Here is a 17,693-nt window from a genome sequence, read left to right on the forward strand (position 1 = left end):
TGCCACCTCAGCCGCGACGGCGGCCGGGTCGGCGGGGTCGATGCCGGCCCAGAGCACCGCCACGGTGGCTGCCCGGTACATCGCCCCGGTGTCGAGGTACTGGGTCCGCAGCCGTCGAGCCAGCAGCCTCGCGACGGTCGATTTTCCGGTGCCCGAGGGCCCGTCGAGCGCAATCACTCCGCGAAACTCGGGAGCCTCGCTGTCATCGGTAGGCACGCCGGTAAGTCCAGTCCTGGTCACGACAGATGTCTGGGCTGTGCGTTCGGCCACGCTCGGCGGGGCGAACCAGCCCGGCCGGAGGCCGGGCATTCCTAGGGTACGGCTTTCGGGCGGGTTCGACTTCCACCGTGGCGGGTGTCTCCGGCTCGGCGCGGCTACCGCGGCAGGTCGGTTCGCAGTGCCGCGGCGCCTCGGAGGTAGACGTGCCGGATCTCGCCGCGCCGCAAGTCGGTGTCGAAATGGGCCAGCAACCGTAGCGTGCGAGGCAGCGCGCCGGGCACCGCGATCTCGCTGGCACACATCAACGGCACGTCGGTCAGGCCCAGCTGCCGCGCGGCATAGGCGGGAAATTCGGCCTTCAGGTCCGGTGTGGCGGTGAACAGGATCGAGATCAGCTGGTCGGGCTCGATCTGGTTGCGCGCCATCACCGCCTGGACCAGCTCCGAAGCACCATCCAGGATCGACTGCCGTTCATCCTCCTCGACCTGGATCGCACCGCGGACTGCCCGAACGGTCACTGCGTCCCCTTCTCACCCAGCTGGGGCGGGACCGATCCCGCCGTGGTCGCCAATCGACTCTAGAGGTCGAGCAGCCGGTAGAGCTCACCCAGCTCGGCAGCAGTCAGCTCCCGTATCGATCCGGATCGCTGATCGGCCAGCCGGACCGGCCCGATGGCAGTTCGCACCAGCCTGTCGACCGGATGCCCGACCGCGTCCAGCAACCGCCGGACGATGTGATTGCGGCCCACGTGCAGCGACACCTGGACCAGTGCCCGCCCGGCTGAGTAGCCGATCACCTGGAACTCATCGACGCGCACCGGGCCGTCCTCGAGCTCGATCCCGTCCTTGAGCCGCCTGGCCAGCGAGCGGTCCACCGGGCCCGGCACCTCGGCGATGTAGGTCTTGACCACCTCGTGCGAGGGATGGGCCAGCCGGTGAGCGAACTCGCCGTCATTGGTCAGGATCAGCAGGCCCTCGGTTTCGGCGTCCAGCCTGCCGACGTGGAACAGCCGTTCGGAACGGTGGGCGACCAGATCGCCGACCGTGGGACGGCCGTGCGGATCCGACATCGCGGTCAGCACGCCGCGTGGCTTGTTCATCGCCAGGTAGACCTGGCCCGAACGCAGGTTCACCCGCTTGCCGTCGACCCGCACCACCGAGGTCTCCGGATCGACCCGGCTGCCGAGTTCGGCCACCCCCCGGCCGTCGACGGTGACCCGGCCCTGGGCGATCAGCTGCTCGCAGGCCCGCCTGGAGCCCAGGCCCGCGCTGGCCAGCACCTTCTGCAACCGGATGCCCTCGGCGGGCTGGTCAGAGCTCATCCGCATCAGAGTTCGTCCAAGTCCAGCGAGTCCAGCTCCGGCAGCAGCGGCGCCAGCGAGGGCAGCTCGTCGACCGAGGCGATGCCCATCTTCTCCAGGAACGTGCTGGTCGTGCGGTACAGCCCGCCGCCGGTCTCGGGGTCCAGGCCCACCTCGGTGATCAGCTCCCGAGCCAGCAGCGTTCGCACCACGCCGTCGACATTGACGCCCCTGATGGCCGAGATCCGGGCCCGGGTGACCGGTTGCTTGTAGGCCACCACGGCCAGCGTCTCGAGCGCGGCCTGGCTGAGCTTGCTGCGCTGGCCGTCGAGCAGGAATGCCTCGACGATGGGGGCGTAACGCTCCCTGGTGTAGAGCCGGAAGCCGGTGGCAGCCGGACGCAGTTGCCAGCCGGCGCCGCGCCGGTCGAGGTCGGCGGTGATCTCGGCCAGCGCCTCGGCCACCTCGGTCGCCGGGCGTTGCACCGCCGCGGCCAGCTGGGCCAGCTGCACCGGGCCGTCGGCTACGAACAGCAACGCCTCCAGCGCGGCGCGCAGGACGGCCGGTTCGGTCAGGTCCAGCGACGGGGTCTGCGAACCAGGGTCCACCGCGGTGGGCGGTGTGCCCGGCCCGAGGTCCTCCTGCGGTGCGGCGTCCTGCCACAGGCTGCGATGCTCGCTCATCAGCCGTACTCCTCGTCCGGGTCCGCGGCGCTCCGGCCGGCACCGATCCAGCGAACCCGGAGCTCCGACAGCGCCTCGGCCTGGTCGAAGCTGACCGCACCGTCGCGGTAGAGCTCCAGCAACCCCAGGAACCGGGCCACCACCTCCAGCGTGGAGCCGCAGTCGGCTACCAGCGACCGGAAGGTCGCCGACCCGGTCCGGGCCAACCGCTCAGCCATCGCCGCCATGTGCTCGCGGACGCTCACCCGGGGCGTATGGAGGTGCTCCACCCCGACCACCGGCACCGGCCGGGGCCGTAGCGCGCCGGCCGCGACAGCCGCGAACTGGTGCAGTTCCACGCCGATCCGCAACTCGGGACTGAGCGCGGCGAACCGCGGCTCGAGTTCGGCGGTCCGTCCGAACCTGCGCCCGGCCTGCGTGGCCAGCTGGCCGAGGTGCGCGGCTGCCAGCTTGTAGGCGCGGTACTGCAGCAGCCGGGCGAAGAGCAGGTCGCGGGCTTCCAGCAGGGCCAGGTCATCCTCGTCCTCGACCTCGGCCGCCGGCAGCAGCCGGGCGGCCTTGAGGTCGAGGAGGGTGGCCGCGACCACCAGGAACTCGGTGGCCTGACCGAGGTCGAACCCGTCACCGGCTGCCTTGAGGTAGCTGATGAAGTCGTCGGTCACCTGCGAGAGCGCCACCTCGGTGACATCGAGCTGCCGCCGGCTGATCAGGCTCAGCAACAGGTCGAACGGGCCCTCGAAGTTGTCCAGCCGGACGCTGAACCGCTGGCCACTGCCGACCAGCGGTTCCGGCTCGGGCGGCAGCTCCCATTCCTCGGGCAGGTCCTCCAGCACCAGCTCATCGGGCCGGTCCTCCGGCGCCAGCTCCTCGTTCACGCCCGGACCGTCGACCAGCGCCACACCGACCAGGCCGGTCGGGGCCGGGCCGGCGTCGGGGTGCCGGGCCGGCGGGTCCGGCGGTGTTCGGATCACGGGCGGGAAAGAACCTCCATCGCCAGCTCCCGGTAGGCCACCGCGCCGTTGGAGGTGGGCGCCCAGGTGGTGATCGGCTCGCCGGCCACGGTGGTCTCCGGGAACCGGACCGTCCGGGTGATCACCGTGTCGAACACCTTGTCACCGAAGGCTTCCAGCACCCGGCTGTAGACCTCACGGCCGTGCAGGGTGCGGCCGTCGTACATGGTCGCGAGGATCCCTTCCAGCCGCAGGTTGGGATTGAGCCGCTGCTGCACCTTGTCGATGGTGTCGATGAGCAGCGCGACCCCGCGAAGGCTGAAGAACTCGCATTCCAGCGGGATGATCACCCCGTTGGCCGCCGTGAGCGCGTTGACGGTGAGCAGTCCCAGGGACGGCTGGCAGTCGATCAGCACGAAGTCGTAGTCGTTGAGCACCGGTGCCAGGGTGCGGGCCAGAGTCTGCTCGCGGGCCACCTCGTTCACCAGCTGGATCTCGGCGGCGGACAGGTCGATGTTGGAGGGCAGCAGGTCCATGCCCGGCACGCCGGTCTTGAGCAGTACCTCGTCGATGCCGACCGAGCGCTCCATCAGCAGGTTGTAGGTGGTGCGCTCGAGCTGGTGCGGCTGGACTCCCAGGCCGACGCTCAGCGCGCCCTGCGGGTCGAAGTCCACCAGCAGCACCCGGCGGCCGAACTCGGTCAGCGCCGCACCGAGATTGATGGTCGAGGTGGTCTTGCCGACGCCGCCCTTCTGATTGCACAGCGCGATCACCCGGGCCGGGCCGTGGTGCTGCAACGGCTCCGGCTGGACCAGTGGCCGGCGCGGCCGGGTCCGGGCCGGGTCGGCCGACTTCACGGCATCGGGCGGGCTGCCGGCCTCGGCCTCGGCTGAGGACGGAGCCTGCTGGGACGGCATGCTCAGCGGCAGCTGCAGCGACTCGGTCACCGCTTGCTCGGCGGGTCCGGCCCCGGGCCCATCGGACGTCGTCATAGAGAGTGCGCGCTCCTCGCAAGTGCCCCGCTGCGCCGCTGGCACAGCTTGCCTGACCCGTTGCGGAGGTTACCCCACCACGGGCGCCGCTGACCGGCTGCGACCCGCCCGCCGGCCCACCGCCGGGTCACGGCCTGGCCCGGGCGCGCGGGTGGGCCACGGCATAGACCTCGCGAAGCTGGTCAACGGTGACGAGCGTGTAGATCTGGGTGGTCGTGACCGAGGCGTGGCCCAGCAGTTCCTGCACCACCCGGACGTCGGCACCGCCCTCCATCAGGTGGGTGGCGAAAGAGTGCCGCAGGGTGTGCGGTGAGATGTCGGTGCCCAGCCCCGCCTTGTCGGCGGCGCCACGCAGCACCGTCCAGGCGCTCTGCCTCGACAGCGGCCCGCCGCGCGAGTTCAGGAACACCTTCGGGGTGCCGCGGCCCTGCCGGGCAAGCTCGGGCCGGACCCGCACCAGGTACGCCGACAGCGCCTTGGCCGCGAACGAGCCCAGCGGTACCAGCCGCTGCTTGCCGCCCTTGCCGCGCAGCAGGACGCTGCGGTCCGGCAGGTCCAGGTCGTCGATGTCCAGGCCGACCGCTTCGGAGATCCGCGCACCGGTTCCGTAGAGAACCTCCAGCAGTGCCCGGTCGCGTACCGACAGCGGTGTCTGGTCGAAGTCGGCCGCGTCCAGCAGCCGCTCGATGTCCTCGATCCCGATCGCCTTGGGCAGCCGGCGCGGCGGTGCCGGCGGCTTGATCTCGCGAGCCACGTCAGCGACCAGCTGGCCGTCGGCATAGCCGAATTTGTGCAACCCGCGGACCGCCACGACGGCTCGGGCGGCCGAGGCTGCCGACAGCGGCGGATGCTCGGCGTCGCCCTCGCGCAGGGCCGCGAGGAAACCGCTGACCGTCGCGGCCTGGACGTCGGTGAGGGAGTCGATACCGCGGTCGGTGAGGTAGCGCAGGTAGCGCCGCAGATCCCGCCGGTAGGAGCTGAGGGTGTTGGCCGAGGATCCCCGCTCGACGGCCAGGTGGTCCAGGTAGCCGGCGACCGTCCGGGCCGCCGCGCCAGGCCGGCTGGCCGGTGCCGGCGGCCGGTCGTCGATGGTCTCGATCGTCATTCAGCGGGCCCCGCGCGGTCGGGCCGGGCCGGCCACGGCGCGCCGGCCGGCCGCAGCCCGGCCCAGGCGTCGGCTCGGGCGGCCCAGGCGGCCAGCACCCCGGCGACCGCGGTGGCGTTGACCAGCTCGCCGGCCAGTGCCATCCGGACCAGCTCCTCGAGGGGGTAGCGCTCGACGGTCATGCTGATCTCTTCGTGCTCGGGCGCGAACCTGTCCTGCTCGTCGAACTCGGTGAGGTCGCGGGCCAGGTACACCCGGATGGCCTCGTCGCTCATGCCGGAGGAGTTGTACATGTCCAGCAGCACGGCCCAGTCCCCGGCCGCCAGCGCCGCCTCCTCGAACAGCTCCCGGCGCGCGCCGGTCAGCGCCGGCTCACCCTCGACGTCGAGCAGGCCGGCCGGCAGTTCCAGCAGCTCATGACCGACCGCGTGCCGGTACTGGCGCACCATCACGACATTGCCGTCGGAATCCAGCGCCAGAACCGCCACCGCACCCGGATGGATCACCACATCGCGGTTGGCCACCGACCCGTCGGGCATCCGTACCGCGTCGGTGCGCACCTCGAACACGGCACCGGAGAACCGCGGCTCGGAGGACAGCACCTCGAAGTGGTGCCGGTCAGCGGTCATCCGGCGACCGGACCGGAACTGGCCAGCTCCGCCGCGAGGTCCGGGATCTGCACCGGCAGCCGCTCCTGGTCGTTGTACTCCAAGGCGGCGGCGATCAGGGCCGTGAACAGCGGATGGGGCCTGGTAGGGCGGGACTTGAGCTCGGGATGGGCCTGGGTGGCCACGAAGAACGGGTGCAGCTCACGCGGCAGCTCCACGAACTCGACCAGCCGGCCGTCCGGCGAGGTGCCGGAGATGACCAGGCCGGAGGCGGCCAGCACCTCCCGGTAGGCGTTGTTGACCTCGTAGCGGTGCCGGTGCCGCTCGGTGACCTCGGTGCTGCCGTAGGCCATCGCCACGATGGAGCCCGGCACCAGTTCGGCGGGATAACTGCCCAGCCGCATGGTGCCGCCGAGATCGGCGTTGCCGGCCACCACCTCGACCTGATCGGGCATGGTGGCGATCACCGGGTCGGTGGTGTCGGGGGCGAACTCGGCGGAGTTGGCAGCGGACAGCCCCGCCACGTTGCGGGCCACCTCGATGGTCATGCACTGCAGGCCCAGGCACAGCCCGAGGGTCGGCACGCCGCGCTCGCGGGCGTACCGGATCGCTCCCAGCTTGCCCTCGATGCCACGGATGCCGAAGCCGCCCGGGATCACCACCCCGTCGACCCGGTCCAACTGCGCGGCCGCGCCGGCCGGGGTCTCGCAGAGGTCCGAGGCGACCCAGCGCACGGACACCTTCGCCCGGTGAGCGAAGCCGCCGGCCCGCAGCGCCTCGGTGACGGAGAGGTAGGCGTCGGGCAGGTCGATGTACTTGCCGACCAGCGCGATGGTCACCTCGCACTTGGGATGGCGAACCCGGTCCAGCAAGCCGCCCCACAGCGTCCAGTCCACATCGCGGAACGGCAGGCCCAACCGGCGGACCACATAGGCGTCCAGGCCCTCGTCGTGCAGCACCTTCGGGATCTCGTAGATGCTCGGGGCGTCCACCGCCGCGACCACCGCCTCGGTGTCGACGTCGCACATCAGCGAGATCTTGCGCTTGAGGCTGGCCGGGATCTCCCGGTCGGCCCGGCAGACCACCGCGTCCGGGCTGATCCCGATGCTGCGCAGCGCGGCGACCGAGTGCTGGGTGGGCTTGGTCTTCAACTCCCCGGACGGGGCCAGGTAGGGGATCAGCGACACGTGCAGGAAGAAGCAGTTGTCCCGGCCGACGTCCTGGCGGACCTGGCGGGCGGCTTCGAGGAACGGCAGCGATTCGATGTCGCCGACGGTTCCGCCGATCTCGGTGATCACCACGTCCGGGATCTGGCCGTCGGGTCCCGGCGCGGCCATCGACCGGATCCGTTCCTTGATCTCGTTGGTGATGTGCGGGATGACCTGCACCGTGTCGCCCAGGTACTCCCCGCGCCGTTCCTTGGCGATCACCGCCGAGTACACCTGACCGGTGGTGACATTGGCCGAGCCGACCAGGTCGGTGTCCAGGAAGCGCTCGTAGTGGCCGACGTCGAGGTCGGTCTCGGCGCCGTCCTCGGTCACGAAGACCTCGCCGTGCTGGAACGGGTTCATCGTCCCGGGATCGACATTGAGGTAGGGGTCGAGCTTCTGCATGGTGACCCGCAGGCCGCGGGCCTTGAGCAGGCTGCCCAGCGAGGAGGCGGTCAGCCCCTTCCCGAGCGAGGACGCCACGCCGCCGGTGACGAACAGATGCTTAGTGGTCCGGGCTGATTGAGCCAACGAGACTCCCGTGGTCGCATTCGATTACGAGGTGCGGAGCGGGATCTGCACACGAGATTCCCTTTATCCACGGGAGTTCACGGTAACACGAACTACGTGCCGGCCGCGCTCGCGACACCGGCTGCTCCCGTCTGGACGCGGTCGCGGCTAACTGCCGGCCCCGGGCAGCAGCCCGTCGGCGCCGGCGCCGGTCCCGTAGTGACCCTTGTGCCCGGCGATGGTGTCGGCGCCGGTAAGCACGACGGTCAGCTGACCGAGCGGGCTGGTGGCGTCGTCCACCGTCGAGACGGCCTTCTCGGCGGTGTCGTCGTTGCGCACCAGCGCCACCAGCCCGCCGGCGGTGTCCGAGGCCGGGTCGCCGACCACCACGGTGGGACCGCCGGCGCCGAGTTGGCTGCCGAAGGACAGCAGCATCTTGCCGGCCTCGTCCTTGGCGGGCAGGGCACCGGGGGCGATCAGCAGCACCAGCTTGCCCGACGCCACCGTCGAGCTCTCGGCCTTGATCATGTTGAGGGTGCCGAACCCTGCGACCACCTGCGCCAGGTCGGTGCTCTGGCCGTGCCCGAGCAGGACGAAGCCGAGCAGCGCCCCGGCCAGCAAGCCGGCGTCGTCGGTGGTCGGCAGTTGCAGCCCGATCGGGTGCAGGCCCGAGGTCGCCAGCGACCTGATGTCATTGGCGCGCCGGGGGTCGGAGAAGTCCTTGCTCAGCTGCAGCCGGCCGGCGATCGTGCCACCGGCGGCGGTGACCTGGGCCGCGATCGCGTCCTTGAGGCCCTTGGAGGCGCCGGGTGCGCCCAGCAACACCACCGGCGTCTTGGCCAGGGCGGCGCCGGCGATCTTGGTGCCGAAGGTCTGCGCCAGCAGGTCGGCGTTGGCCGAGCGGGCCTGCAGCACCCTGTTCTGCGCCGCCAGGGCACCGTCGTTCTTCTTCAGGTCGCTGACCTGGCGGCGCAGGTCGCCGACGACCGCGCCGTTGAGCGCGCTGGTGCCGATCGCCACGCCGAGCGCGATGCCGAGGAAGACGGCGATGACCGAGACGAGGTGGTACCGGAAGGAGATCACGACAACAGGCCCCTCAGCCAGGAAACAAGGTGGTCCCAACCGTCGGCCAGGAGATGTTGGTAGCTGTCGCCGCCGAGACCGGCGACCAGGACGACGACGATGGCCAGCACCGCGGACACCGCCAGCAGCACCAGCGAGACCGCGGACACCCGGGTCTGGAACAGCTGGGCGGCGGCCTTGGCGTCGACCAGCCGGCCGCCGATCTTGAGCCGGGTCAGCACGGTGGAGGCGATCCCGCCGCGGCCGGCGTCCAGGAACTCCTCCAGGGTGGCCCGCATCCCGACGGTGACGATCAGCCGGGGCGAGCCCGCGTCGGCCAGCAGCATCGCGGCGTCCTCGCTGGTACCGGAGGAGGCGAACACCACCGGTTCGATGCGCAGGTCCTGCACCCGGGCGAGCCCGGTGACCCGGCCGTGGTGGTCGGCATGGGCCACCACCTCGGCGGCTTCGCGCAGCGCCGCGTCGGAGATCAGGTCCAGCTCACCGATCACCAGGTCAGCCTGGTATCCGGCGTCGCGCAGCACGTCGGCACCGGCGTCGACGCCGACCAGCACCGGCCGGAATTCCCGGATGTAATGCTTGAGCGCGCGAAGGTCCGACTTGTAGTCATAGCCCTTGGCGACCAGCAGGACGTGCCGGCCGCGGAACCTGGTGCTGAGCTCGGGCAGCCCGATGCCGTCGAGCAGCAGTTCCTTCTCGCGTTCCATGTGCTGCTGGGTGCTGGCGGCGAAGGCCTGCAGCTGCGCCGACAAGCCCGCCTTCGCGGCCCGCATCGCGGCCCGGATGGTGTCGGCGTCCTGCCTGGCGCCACGGGCGGCCACCCGGTCGCCGACATAGAGCACGTCACCGTCCAGCCGCAGCCGGGTGCCTTCCTTGACCTCGGCGAAGATCTCGGTCCCGACCGCGTCGAGCAGTGCCACGTCATGCGCGACGAGCACCTCGGGACCGAGGTTGGGATACCGGCCGGAGATGCTCGGCTGGGCGTTGACCACCACGCTGACTCCGGCAGCCACCAGGGCGTCAGCGGTCGACCGGTCCAGGTCGGCGATGTCGATGACGGCGATGTCACCGGCGTTCAGCCGGTTCAACAGCCGACCCGCTCGCCGGTCCAACCGGGCCGTCCCGATGATGCCGGGCAGCTCGGCGTCACGGCGCCGGTGTGACTGCCTGAGTGCCAGCTTCATGAGTTTCGATGGTGCCATCCGGCCGGCGGATCCAGGCACTTCGCCACGCGGCGTCACTGCTTGGATCGCCGCCCGCGACCCGGTCGGGAGGCCGTGGTGCCGAACCTGGCGATGTCCTCGCGCGCGGCGTCGAGCAACTGCGCGGCGTGCTCCCTGGCCACCGCGCTGTCGTTGCCCGCCAGCATCCGTGCCAGCTCGACCAGCCGGTCCGTCCCGTCCACCGAGCGGATGTCACTGCGGGTGACGCCAGCGGAGGCTGGTTGGGAATCCCCGCCTGCCGAATCCCCGGCGATCGGGCCGCCGGCAACCGACTTGTCCACCACCAGATGGCGGTCGGCGAAGGCCGCCACCTGCGCCAGGTGGGTGACCACCACGACCTGATGGTCGCGGGCGAGCCTGGCCAGCCTGCGCCCGACCTCCACGGCGGCCCGGCCGCCCACACCGGCGTCCACCTCGTCGAAGACCATGGTGGGCACCGGGTCGGTCCCCGCGAGTGCCACCTCGATCGCCAGCATCACCCGCGACAGCTCACCGCCCGAGGCCCCCCGCTGCACCGGCAGGGCCGGGGCGTCGGGATGTGGCCGCAGGGTGATCTCCACCTCGTCCACGCCGTCCGGGCCGGCACCGACCGGCTGACCGGCGATCATCACCTGCGGCCCGGACTCGGCCGGAGGTCGGGGCCGGACCTCGACCCGCACCGAGGCCGCCGGCATCGCCAGGCCGGCGAGTTCGGCGGTGATCAGCTCCGACAGCTTCTCCGCCGCCAGCCGGCGCTGCCCGGATACCCCGGCGGCAAGCTCGGTGAACCGGGCCGCGGCCCGGTCCCGCTCGGCGGCCAGCGCCGCCAGGGCCTCGTCGGAGGTGTCGGCCGCCGCCAGCCGCTGCTCCGCCTCGGCCGCCCATTCCAGCACCGTCTGGATCCCGCCGGCCGGACCACCGAACCTGGTGCCGGCATCGCCGGTGCCGTACCGGCGGATCAGGCCGTTGAGCGCGGCCCGGCGCTCGTGCACCGCGGCCAGCCGGGCCGGGTCGGCCTCCAGCTGCGCCTGGTAGCCGGCGAGCTCGCCGCCGATGTCAGTGGCCGTCGCGGCGAGTTCGGCAAGCCGGTCGCTCAGCTGGTCCAGCGCGGCGTCGGTGCCGGCGACCTGGCCCAGCGCTCGGCCGGCCGCCGCGATCAGGGTCTGGACGTCGGGTACGTCGCCGGCCGGGTCGTCCGGATCGCCGAGCAGGACGTCGTGAGCGGTACGCGAGGCGATCCGCAGCGCGTCGGAGTGCTCCAGCCTGGCGGCTAGGGCGGCGAGCTCGGTGTCCTCGCCCGGCTGCGGGGCCACCCGGGCGATCTCGTCGAGGCCGTGCTGCAGCAGCTCGGCCTCGCGTGCCAGCTCACGGGCGGCGCCGGTGCGCCGGGCGAGTTCGGCCACCGCGGCCCGCCATTGCTGGAAGGCCGCCCGGCTGTCCTGCAGGTCCACCCCGGCAAACCGGTCGAGGGTCAGCCGCTGCTCCACCGGTTGGGTGAGCCGCTGCTGGTCGCTCTGGCCGTGGACGGCCACCAGGTCCTCGGCCAGCCTGGCCAGCACCGTCGCAGGTACCGAGGCGCCGCCGGCAACGGCCCGGGACCGGCCGGTGGCGGTGATCACCCGGCGCAGCACCAGGCTGCCGTCAGAGTCCAGGTCCCCACCGGCCTCGGTCACCGCCGCCGCTGTCGCTGACCCGTCAGCCACCAGCAACCTGCCCTCGACGCTGGCCGAATCCACCCCGGGACGCAGTCGCGAGGAGTCTGCCCGGCCGCCGAACAGCAGCGCCAGCCCGGTCACCACCATGGTCTTGCCGGCACCGGTCTCGCCGGTGACCACGGTCAGCCCCGGGCCGAGTTCGAGCACCGCATCGGAGATCACCCCGAGGCCACGGATCCGGATTTCCTCCAGCATGTGCCCGCCAGCCCTCCTCCGCTAGGTGCGCCTGCTCCGGTAGTCGGTTACGTCTTCAGATGGTGCCTGTCAAGCTGTGTCAGGTGTGTCCAACGGGTCAGGTGGTGGAACGGCCGTCGCGGAAGCTGCGGACCGGCAGCTGGAACTTGGCGACCAGCCGCTCGCCGAACGGTGTGGGATGCGGCCGGGCGATGGTCACGGTCTGTTCCGAACGCTCCACCCGCAGCCTCGTCCCGGGCGGCAGCGGATGTGACCGGCGGCCGTCGCAGCTGAGCACGCCGGGCTGGTCGGCCCCCACCAGCTCTATCTCGATCTGCGAGTCCGGGGCCACCACCAGCGGCCGTTGGAACAGCGCGTGCGCGGCGTTGGGCACCAGCAGCATCGCCTCCACATTGGGCCAGACGATCGGGCCGCCGACCGAGAAGGCGTACGCGGTGGACCCGGTCGGCGTCGCGCAGATCACCCCGTCGCAGCCGAATCGCAGCAGCGGCCGGTCATCGACCGAGACGGCCACCTCCAGCAGCTTCTCGCGGTTGCTCTTCTCCACCGACGCCTCGTTCAGCGCCCAGTCCTCGGCGATCAGCTCGCCGTCCAGGGTCGCGGTCACCTGCAGCGTGAACCGCTCCTCCACCTCGTAACGGCCTTGCACGATCGCGGTCACGGTCGCATCGAGCGCGTCGACCTCGGTCTCGGCCAGAAAGCCGACGTGGCCCAGGTTCACCCCCAGCAGCGGGATCCCGGCAGTCCGGGCATGCTCGGCTGCGCGCAGGAACGTCCCGTCTCCGCCGAGCACCAGGGCCATCTCCGAGCCCTTGGCGGTCTCAGATCCGTCCAGCAGGCTGACGGTGCTCAGCTCGCCGCCTTCGGCGACGTCGGCGGCCTCGGCCGGGCTGATCCGGACCTCGAAGCCGACCTCGTTCAGGCGTGCGATGAGGTGCCTGGCGAGGTCGCGGATGTCGGGTCGGCCGGCGTGCACGACCAGCAGTACGGACCTCATGCGCCCTCCTCTGCGACGGCGTGGATCGTGGCCGGGTCGGCCGGGCCGGCGTCCTGGCGCAGCCAGAGAAAGAATTCCACGTTGCCGCTCGGCCCGGGCAACGGGCTGCGGGCCACCCCGGCCGTTCCCCAGCCGAGCTCGTGGGCGGTGCGCGCCACCGCGAGCACCGACTGGGCGCGCAGGGCGGGCTCGCGCACCACGCCGCCGCGGCCCAACCGGTGCCGGCCGACCTCGAACTGCGGCTTGACCATGGGCACCAGGTCGGTGACGGTGCACGCGGTGAGCGCGGGCAGTACCAGCCCGAGAGAGATGAAGGACAGGTCGGCGACGGTCAGGTCGGCCGGCCCGCCGATCTGTTCCGGGGTCAGCATCCGGACGTTGGTGCGGTCGTGCACGATCACCCGGGGATCGGACTGCAGCGCCCAGACCAGCTGCCCGTAGCCGACATCCACCGCGACCACCTCGCGGGCGCCGCGGCGCAGCAGGACGTCGGTGAAGCCGCCGGTCGACGCTCCGGCATCCAGGCAGCGCCGGCCGGCCACCTCCAGGGTGGCGAACTGGGCCAGCGCGCCGGTCAGCTTGTACGCGCCCCGAGAGGCATAGCCGGGGTCTTCGGCGTCGGTGACCACCCGGATGGGGGTGTCCTGCTCGACACCGGTGGCGGCCTTGGTCGCGACGTTGCCGCGGACCTGTACCCGGCCGGCATCGATGAGTTCACCGGCCTGCTCCCGTGACCGGGCCAGCTGGCGACGCACCAACTCGGCGTCCAGGCGCAACCGGCGGACCATCGGCAGCGGCTCAGGCCTGGTCGAGGTCGGCGAGCGCGCCTTGCAACTCGCTGTGCAGGGCGTCCAGCCGGATCCTTGCTTCGGCCAGTGGCCCCTCGCTGACTCCGGCGATGTCGTGGGCGGCGGATTCGATGCGGGCCACCACGTCATCGGTGCCAGGACTGCCGCCGGGACGGTAGCCGGGCGCCGGAGCGGAGCGGGGATCGGTCACGCCCCCAGGTTACGTGCTGGCCTGCCGATGGGTGCCGCTATCCACAGCGTCAGCCGGTCGCGTGTCCGAGGCCGAGCTGCTCGATCAGCCGGGTCGCGGCGGCGTCGGTACCGGTGATCCGGCGCACCGTGCCGCCCGCGTCGTGCAACCGCCAGCTGGCCTCCGCCAGGGCTCGCAGGCCGTTCAAGCCGTCCTGCTCGGTGCCGCCGACCCCCGCACCATGAACCTCCGCACCATGAACCTCCGCACCGCCGTCCGGCGGCTGCACGCTGAGCCGCAGGTCAGTCCCGGAGATCCGTACTCGAGCCGATCCACAGCTGACGAGTTCCCCGGTGCCGGTCACCTCCGGGTGGCCGTGCAGCAGCGCCGAGACGTCCCGGCCCACGTAGTCCGGCCGGTGCAACGGGCGTGCGGAGAGCAGCTTGGCCGCGTCGGTGACGCCGCTGAGCACCAGCAGTGAGTCGCAGCTGGCCCGGCGGGCACCTTCGATGTCGGTGTCGAGCCGGTCCCCCACCACGATCGGATGCCGGGCGCGCGAGCGCTCGACGCTCTCGGCATGCATGGCCGGATCGGGCTTGCCGGTGGCGGCGGGTGTCCGGCCGGTCGCATGCCGCAGCGCCGCCACCAGCGATCCGTTGCCGGGCAGCGGCCCGCGCGGGGACGGCACGGTGGCATCGAGGTTGGTGGCCAGCCACGGAACGCCACGGCCGATCGCCACCGCCCCCTCGGCCAGCGCGTGCCAGTCCAGTCCCGGAAAGAACCCCTGCACCACGGCGGCGGGCTGCTCCTCGGCGGAGAAGACCGGTTTCAGGCCTCGTTCGACGAGCGCGTCGATCAGCCCGGTGGTGCCCAGCACCAGTACCGGAGCGCCGGCTGGCAACCGGTCGGCCAGGTAGTGCGCGGCAGCCTGGGCCGAGTTGACCACCTCGTCGGCAGTAGCGGGTACCCCGACCCGGTGCAGCAACTCCGCGACCTGATCCGGTGTGCGGGAGGCGTTGTTGGTGACGAATGCCAGCCGCATCCCCGCCTGCCGGGCGGAGGCGAGGGACTGCGCAGCCCCGACGACCGGCTGCTCGCCGAGATAGACGACGCCGTCGAGGTCCAGCAGCGCCACGTCGTAACGGGTGGCCAGCGGCTGTTGCGAGCCGATCATGCGTTCGCTCCACTTCCGGTGCTGAGGTGACGATCGCCGGCCGCGTAGCATCGGCCCCCGTGACCGATCCTCTCGTGCCAGGCCGCGGCCTGTCCCTTGCGCCGTTTCGCGCGACTCGCTTCACCGCGGGCGCCGACTCCCTGGGACGGCAACTGTCCCCGCCCTATGACGTCATCTCCGACGCCGAGCGGGCTGCGCTGGTCGAGGCAAGCCCGACCAATGTCGTCCGGTTGATCCTTCCAGAAGAGGACGAAGCCCGCTTCGGCGAGGGTGACCGGTACGCCGGAGCGAAGGCCGTGCTGCAGGACTGGGTGAGCAGTGGGGTGCTCGCCGTCGATGACCAGGCCGCCCTGTTCGTCTACGAGATGAGCACCCCGGACGGCTCGGTGACCCGCGGCCTGCTGGGGGCGGTGGAACTCCGCGACCCCGAGGACGGCGTGATCCTGCCGCATGAGAACACCATGGCCGGGCCGGTGTCGGACCGGCTGGCGCTGATGAGCGCGACCGAGGCCAATCTCGAACCGATCTTCCTGGTCTATGACGGCGGCGGACCGGCCTCGGAGCTGGTGGCATCGGTGAGCGACCAGGAACCGATCAGCACGGCGACCACGCCGGACGGCATCCGGCACCGGTTGTGGGCGGTCACCGATCCGGCCGCGCATGCGGCGGTGGCCGCCGACCTCGCGGGCCGGCGAGCATTGATCGCCGATGGTCACCACCGGTACGCGACCTACCGGCAGTTGCAGGCAGACCACCACGGCGAGCCGGGCCCGTGGGATCGCGGCCTGACGCTGCTGGTGGACACGTCGTCCTACGGCCCGCAGGTCCATCCGATCCACCGGGTCGTGGCGCTCGGCTGGGCGCGGATCCTGGAACTGACCGAGGCCGCGGCTGAGGTCAGTGAGCCGATGTCGGTGACGGCGGCGGAGAAACTGCTGGCCCAGACGGACGGCTTCGCGGTTGTCCTGGCCCACGACGAGGAGGCGGTGGTTGTGTCCGGGCTGTCGGCCGAGGTCGCCCAGCGGGCGCTCGGTGCCGATGCCGGCACGGCGCTCGGGCAACTTGACATAACGCTGTTGCACCGGGTGCTGGTGGAGCAGGTCTGGCAGCTGAGCGACACGGTCGACAACGTCGGGTACGCCCACAGCGTCAGCGAGGCTTTGGAGCAGGCGCTGCACGCCGGACGAACCGCGGTGCTGGTGCGTGCCACCCCCGTTCAGGCTGTGGCCGCGGTGGCTGCGGCCGGTGAACGGATGCCGCGGAAGTCCACGTTGTTCACCCCGAAGCCGGCTTCCGGCGTGGTGATCCGGCGCTTCGCCGACCAGTAGGTCAGAGCAGGTCCGCGGCCCGGTCCGCGGCGTCGGTCTCGTCGTCGACATCCGCCTTCGCGGCCGCGCCGAACCATTGGATCGCTTCCTCGATCCGGCCGGCCGCCGCCAGCGCGTCGGCGTAGGCGTACCAGAGCCGGGCGCTGCCCGGCCGGGGGTTATCGGGATCCAGACCGCCGCCCCGCTGGAACACGGCCAGCGCCGCGTCCAGCTGGTTCAGGTCGCGTCGGGCGCCGGCCACCACGATGAGCAGTTCGAAGCGGGTACTGATGTCGAGTCTCGGCACCACTGGGTCATCGAGCGCTTTGAGCGCGCGCTCCGGGCGGCCCAGGGCCCGTTCGCAATCGGCCATCACCGCGATATTGCTGGCGTCACCGGAGATCCGGCGGGCGGCACGCAGTTCGGAGAGCGCCTCGGCCCATTCGCCGGCGTGGTAGGCCGCGAGCCCGGTAGCTTCCCGTACGGCGGCAACCCGGGCACCGCGGCCGCGGGCGGCGCGGGCGTGTTCCAGAGCCTTCTGCGGGTCGGTGTCGATGAGCTGGCCTGCGGCGACCAGGTGCGCACCGACGAACTCGGCGGCCAGCTTGCTCAGCGACCGCAGCTCCGAGCGCACCGAGGGGTCCAGCAGCTTGGGATCAGCTCCTGGCGGGATCGCGATCTCGGCACCTCGGGTCGGACGCGAGCCCCGGGTCGATTCGTAGTCCTCCTCGTCCCGGTTGCTCCGGCCGGTCCCCGCTCGGTCCGCGGACCCGGAGTACCGCCGAGCACCACCATGGGCATCCGTGGCGCGACCACGTTCGGCGAAGCGAGCACCACCGGAGGGGCGCCCCCGTTCGGTGAAGCGCCCGCCACCAGCGCTCGACGGGCGGCCGCCACCGGCGAAGCGATCACCACCCGAAGAGCCTCCACCACCGGCGAAGCGACCGCCACCGGAGGAGCGCCCACTACCAGCACTTGGCGAGCGGCCGCCACCGGCACTCGAGGCGCGGTCGCCACCGGCGAAGCGATCACCACCGTCGGAACGACCTCCGCTGTCGGACCGGTGGCCGGCTGCCCGGTCAGGCCGCTCGTGGCGCGAGCCCCTCTCAGAACCTGCTGCCGCATCCCTGCCCCGGCCACCGGCGCTCGACGCGGGCCGATTGCTCCGCCGATCGCTGTCGTCGGTGTGCCGAGCCGGTCGAGCCGGCCTGTCCGAGCCGCGATATCCGCCGCCCTCATCGCGACGCGGGCCCGATGACCGGCTGTCGTCTCGACGGGGAGCGGCGGAGCCCCCTGCTTCCCACCAGTTCGACGATGAACCGTATTGTTCCTGGGACCTGGAGCGTGCGGGGCGGGCATCGTCGGTGCGGGAAGGCCTTCCGCCGCCTCGGGACTGTGACGGATATTCGGGTCGAGACCAAGTAGCGTCGCGGTGGGAGGAACTGTTGCCACCCCGGGAACCGGGGC

Annotated in this window: 18 protein-coding genes; 1 reads left to right on the forward strand and 17 read right to left on the reverse strand. The window is 71.7% G+C overall.

Annotated elements, in window-relative coordinates; translation table 11 throughout:
* The 16 genes from VF542_RS15880 to VF542_RS15955 all read right to left on the reverse strand — a co-directional run.
* The coding region (locus VF542_RS15880) for a (d)CMP kinase (RefSeq protein WP_408652666.1) at positions 1 to 216 on the reverse strand (216 nt) is incomplete at its 3' end.
* A 158-nt stretch (positions 217 to 374) separates the two neighbouring features.
* A complete protein-coding gene (aroH, locus tag VF542_RS15885) occupies positions 375 to 737 on the reverse strand; it encodes a chorismate mutase (protein ID WP_408652667.1) in 363 nt (120 codons plus the stop codon).
* 59 nt (positions 738 to 796) lie between these two features.
* A complete protein-coding gene (locus VF542_RS15890; protein ID WP_408652668.1) occupies positions 797 to 1,540 on the reverse strand; it encodes a pseudouridine synthase in 744 nt (247 codons plus the stop codon).
* 5 nt (positions 1,541 to 1,545) lie between these two features.
* Positions 1,546 to 2,202 (reverse strand): SMC-Scp complex subunit ScpB, encoded by a 657-nt coding sequence (gene scpB / locus VF542_RS15895; RefSeq protein WP_408652669.1) that lies wholly within the window; start codon positions 2,200 to 2,202, stop codon positions 1,546 to 1,548.
* Positions 2,202 to 3,023 carry a segregation and condensation protein A gene (locus VF542_RS15900; protein ID WP_408652683.1) on the reverse strand — a complete coding sequence of 274 codons (822 nt, stop codon included), beginning with the start codon at positions 3,021 to 3,023 and terminating at the stop codon, positions 2,202 to 2,204. The genes scpB and VF542_RS15900 overlap by 1 nt, the downstream gene beginning before the upstream one ends.
* 146 nt (positions 3,024 to 3,169) lie before the next feature.
* Positions 3,170 to 4,144, reverse strand: a complete 975-nt coding sequence (locus tag VF542_RS15905) for a ParA family protein (RefSeq protein ID WP_408652670.1) — start codon at positions 4,142 to 4,144, stop codon at positions 3,170 to 3,172.
* Between the two features lie 127 nt (positions 4,145 to 4,271).
* Positions 4,272 to 5,249 (reverse strand): site-specific tyrosine recombinase XerD, encoded by a 978-nt coding sequence (gene xerD, locus VF542_RS15910; RefSeq protein ID WP_408652671.1) that lies wholly within the window; start codon positions 5,247 to 5,249, stop codon positions 4,272 to 4,274.
* Complete coding sequence (locus VF542_RS15915) at positions 5,246 to 5,878, reverse strand: NUDIX domain-containing protein (protein ID WP_408652672.1); 633 nt, start codon at positions 5,876 to 5,878, stop codon at positions 5,246 to 5,248. The genes xerD and VF542_RS15915 overlap by 4 nt, the downstream gene beginning before the upstream one ends.
* Entirely contained in the window at positions 5,875 to 7,596 is a 1,722-nt protein-coding gene (locus tag VF542_RS15920; RefSeq protein WP_408652673.1) for a CTP synthase, read from the reverse strand. Before VF542_RS15920 ends, VF542_RS15915 begins: the two co-directional genes overlap by 4 nt.
* A 147-nt stretch (positions 7,597 to 7,743) precedes the next feature.
* Positions 7,744 to 8,658: a copper transporter gene (locus tag VF542_RS15925; RefSeq protein WP_408652674.1), complete on the reverse strand. Its 915-nt coding sequence runs from the start codon at positions 8,656 to 8,658 to the stop codon at positions 7,744 to 7,746.
* Positions 8,655 to 9,842: a putative cytokinetic ring protein SteA gene (gene steA / locus VF542_RS15930; protein WP_408652675.1), complete on the reverse strand. Its 1,188-nt coding sequence runs from the start codon at positions 9,840 to 9,842 to the stop codon at positions 8,655 to 8,657. The genes VF542_RS15925 and steA overlap by 4 nt, the downstream gene beginning before the upstream one ends.
* 53 nt (positions 9,843 to 9,895) lie before the next feature.
* Positions 9,896 to 11,770 (reverse strand): DNA repair protein RecN, encoded by a 1,875-nt coding sequence (recN, locus tag VF542_RS15935; protein ID WP_408652676.1) that lies wholly within the window; start codon positions 11,768 to 11,770, stop codon positions 9,896 to 9,898.
* Positions 11,771 to 11,867: 97 nt separating this feature from the next.
* Complete coding sequence (locus tag VF542_RS15940) at positions 11,868 to 12,767, reverse strand: NAD kinase (protein ID WP_408652677.1); 900 nt, start codon at positions 12,765 to 12,767, stop codon at positions 11,868 to 11,870.
* A complete protein-coding gene (locus tag VF542_RS15945) occupies positions 12,764 to 13,555 on the reverse strand; it encodes a TlyA family RNA methyltransferase (protein WP_408652678.1) in 792 nt (263 codons plus the stop codon). The genes VF542_RS15940 and VF542_RS15945 overlap by 4 nt, the downstream gene beginning before the upstream one ends.
* A gap of 10 nt (positions 13,556 to 13,565) precedes the next feature.
* The gene (locus VF542_RS15950; RefSeq protein WP_408652679.1) at positions 13,566 to 13,766 is read right to left on the reverse strand and encodes a hypothetical protein; all 201 of its coding nucleotides are present in this window, start codon (positions 13,764 to 13,766) and stop codon (positions 13,566 to 13,568) included.
* Positions 13,767 to 13,815: 49 nt separating this feature from the next.
* Positions 13,816 to 14,919, reverse strand: a complete 1,104-nt coding sequence (locus tag VF542_RS15955) for an HAD-IIA family hydrolase (RefSeq protein ID WP_408652680.1) — start codon at positions 14,917 to 14,919, stop codon at positions 13,816 to 13,818.
* Between the two features lie 59 nt (positions 14,920 to 14,978).
* Here VF542_RS15955 and VF542_RS15960 point away from each other — a divergent pair, with 59 nt between their 5' ends.
* Complete coding sequence (locus tag VF542_RS15960) at positions 14,979 to 16,247, forward strand: DUF1015 family protein (RefSeq protein WP_408652681.1); 1,269 nt, start codon at positions 14,979 to 14,981, stop codon at positions 16,245 to 16,247.
* Between the two features lies 1 nt (position 16,248).
* Here VF542_RS15960 and VF542_RS15965 read toward each other — a convergent pair whose 3' ends face one another.
* Entirely contained in the window at positions 16,249 to 16,860 is a 612-nt protein-coding gene (locus VF542_RS15965) for a tetratricopeptide repeat protein (RefSeq protein ID WP_408652682.1), read from the reverse strand.
* Between the last annotated feature and the right edge of the window lie 833 nt (positions 16,861 to 17,693).

The organism is Jatrophihabitans sp. (genome assembly GCF_036389215.1).
Lineage (GTDB): Bacteria > Actinomycetota > Actinomycetes > Mycobacteriales > Jatrophihabitantaceae > Jatrophihabitans_A.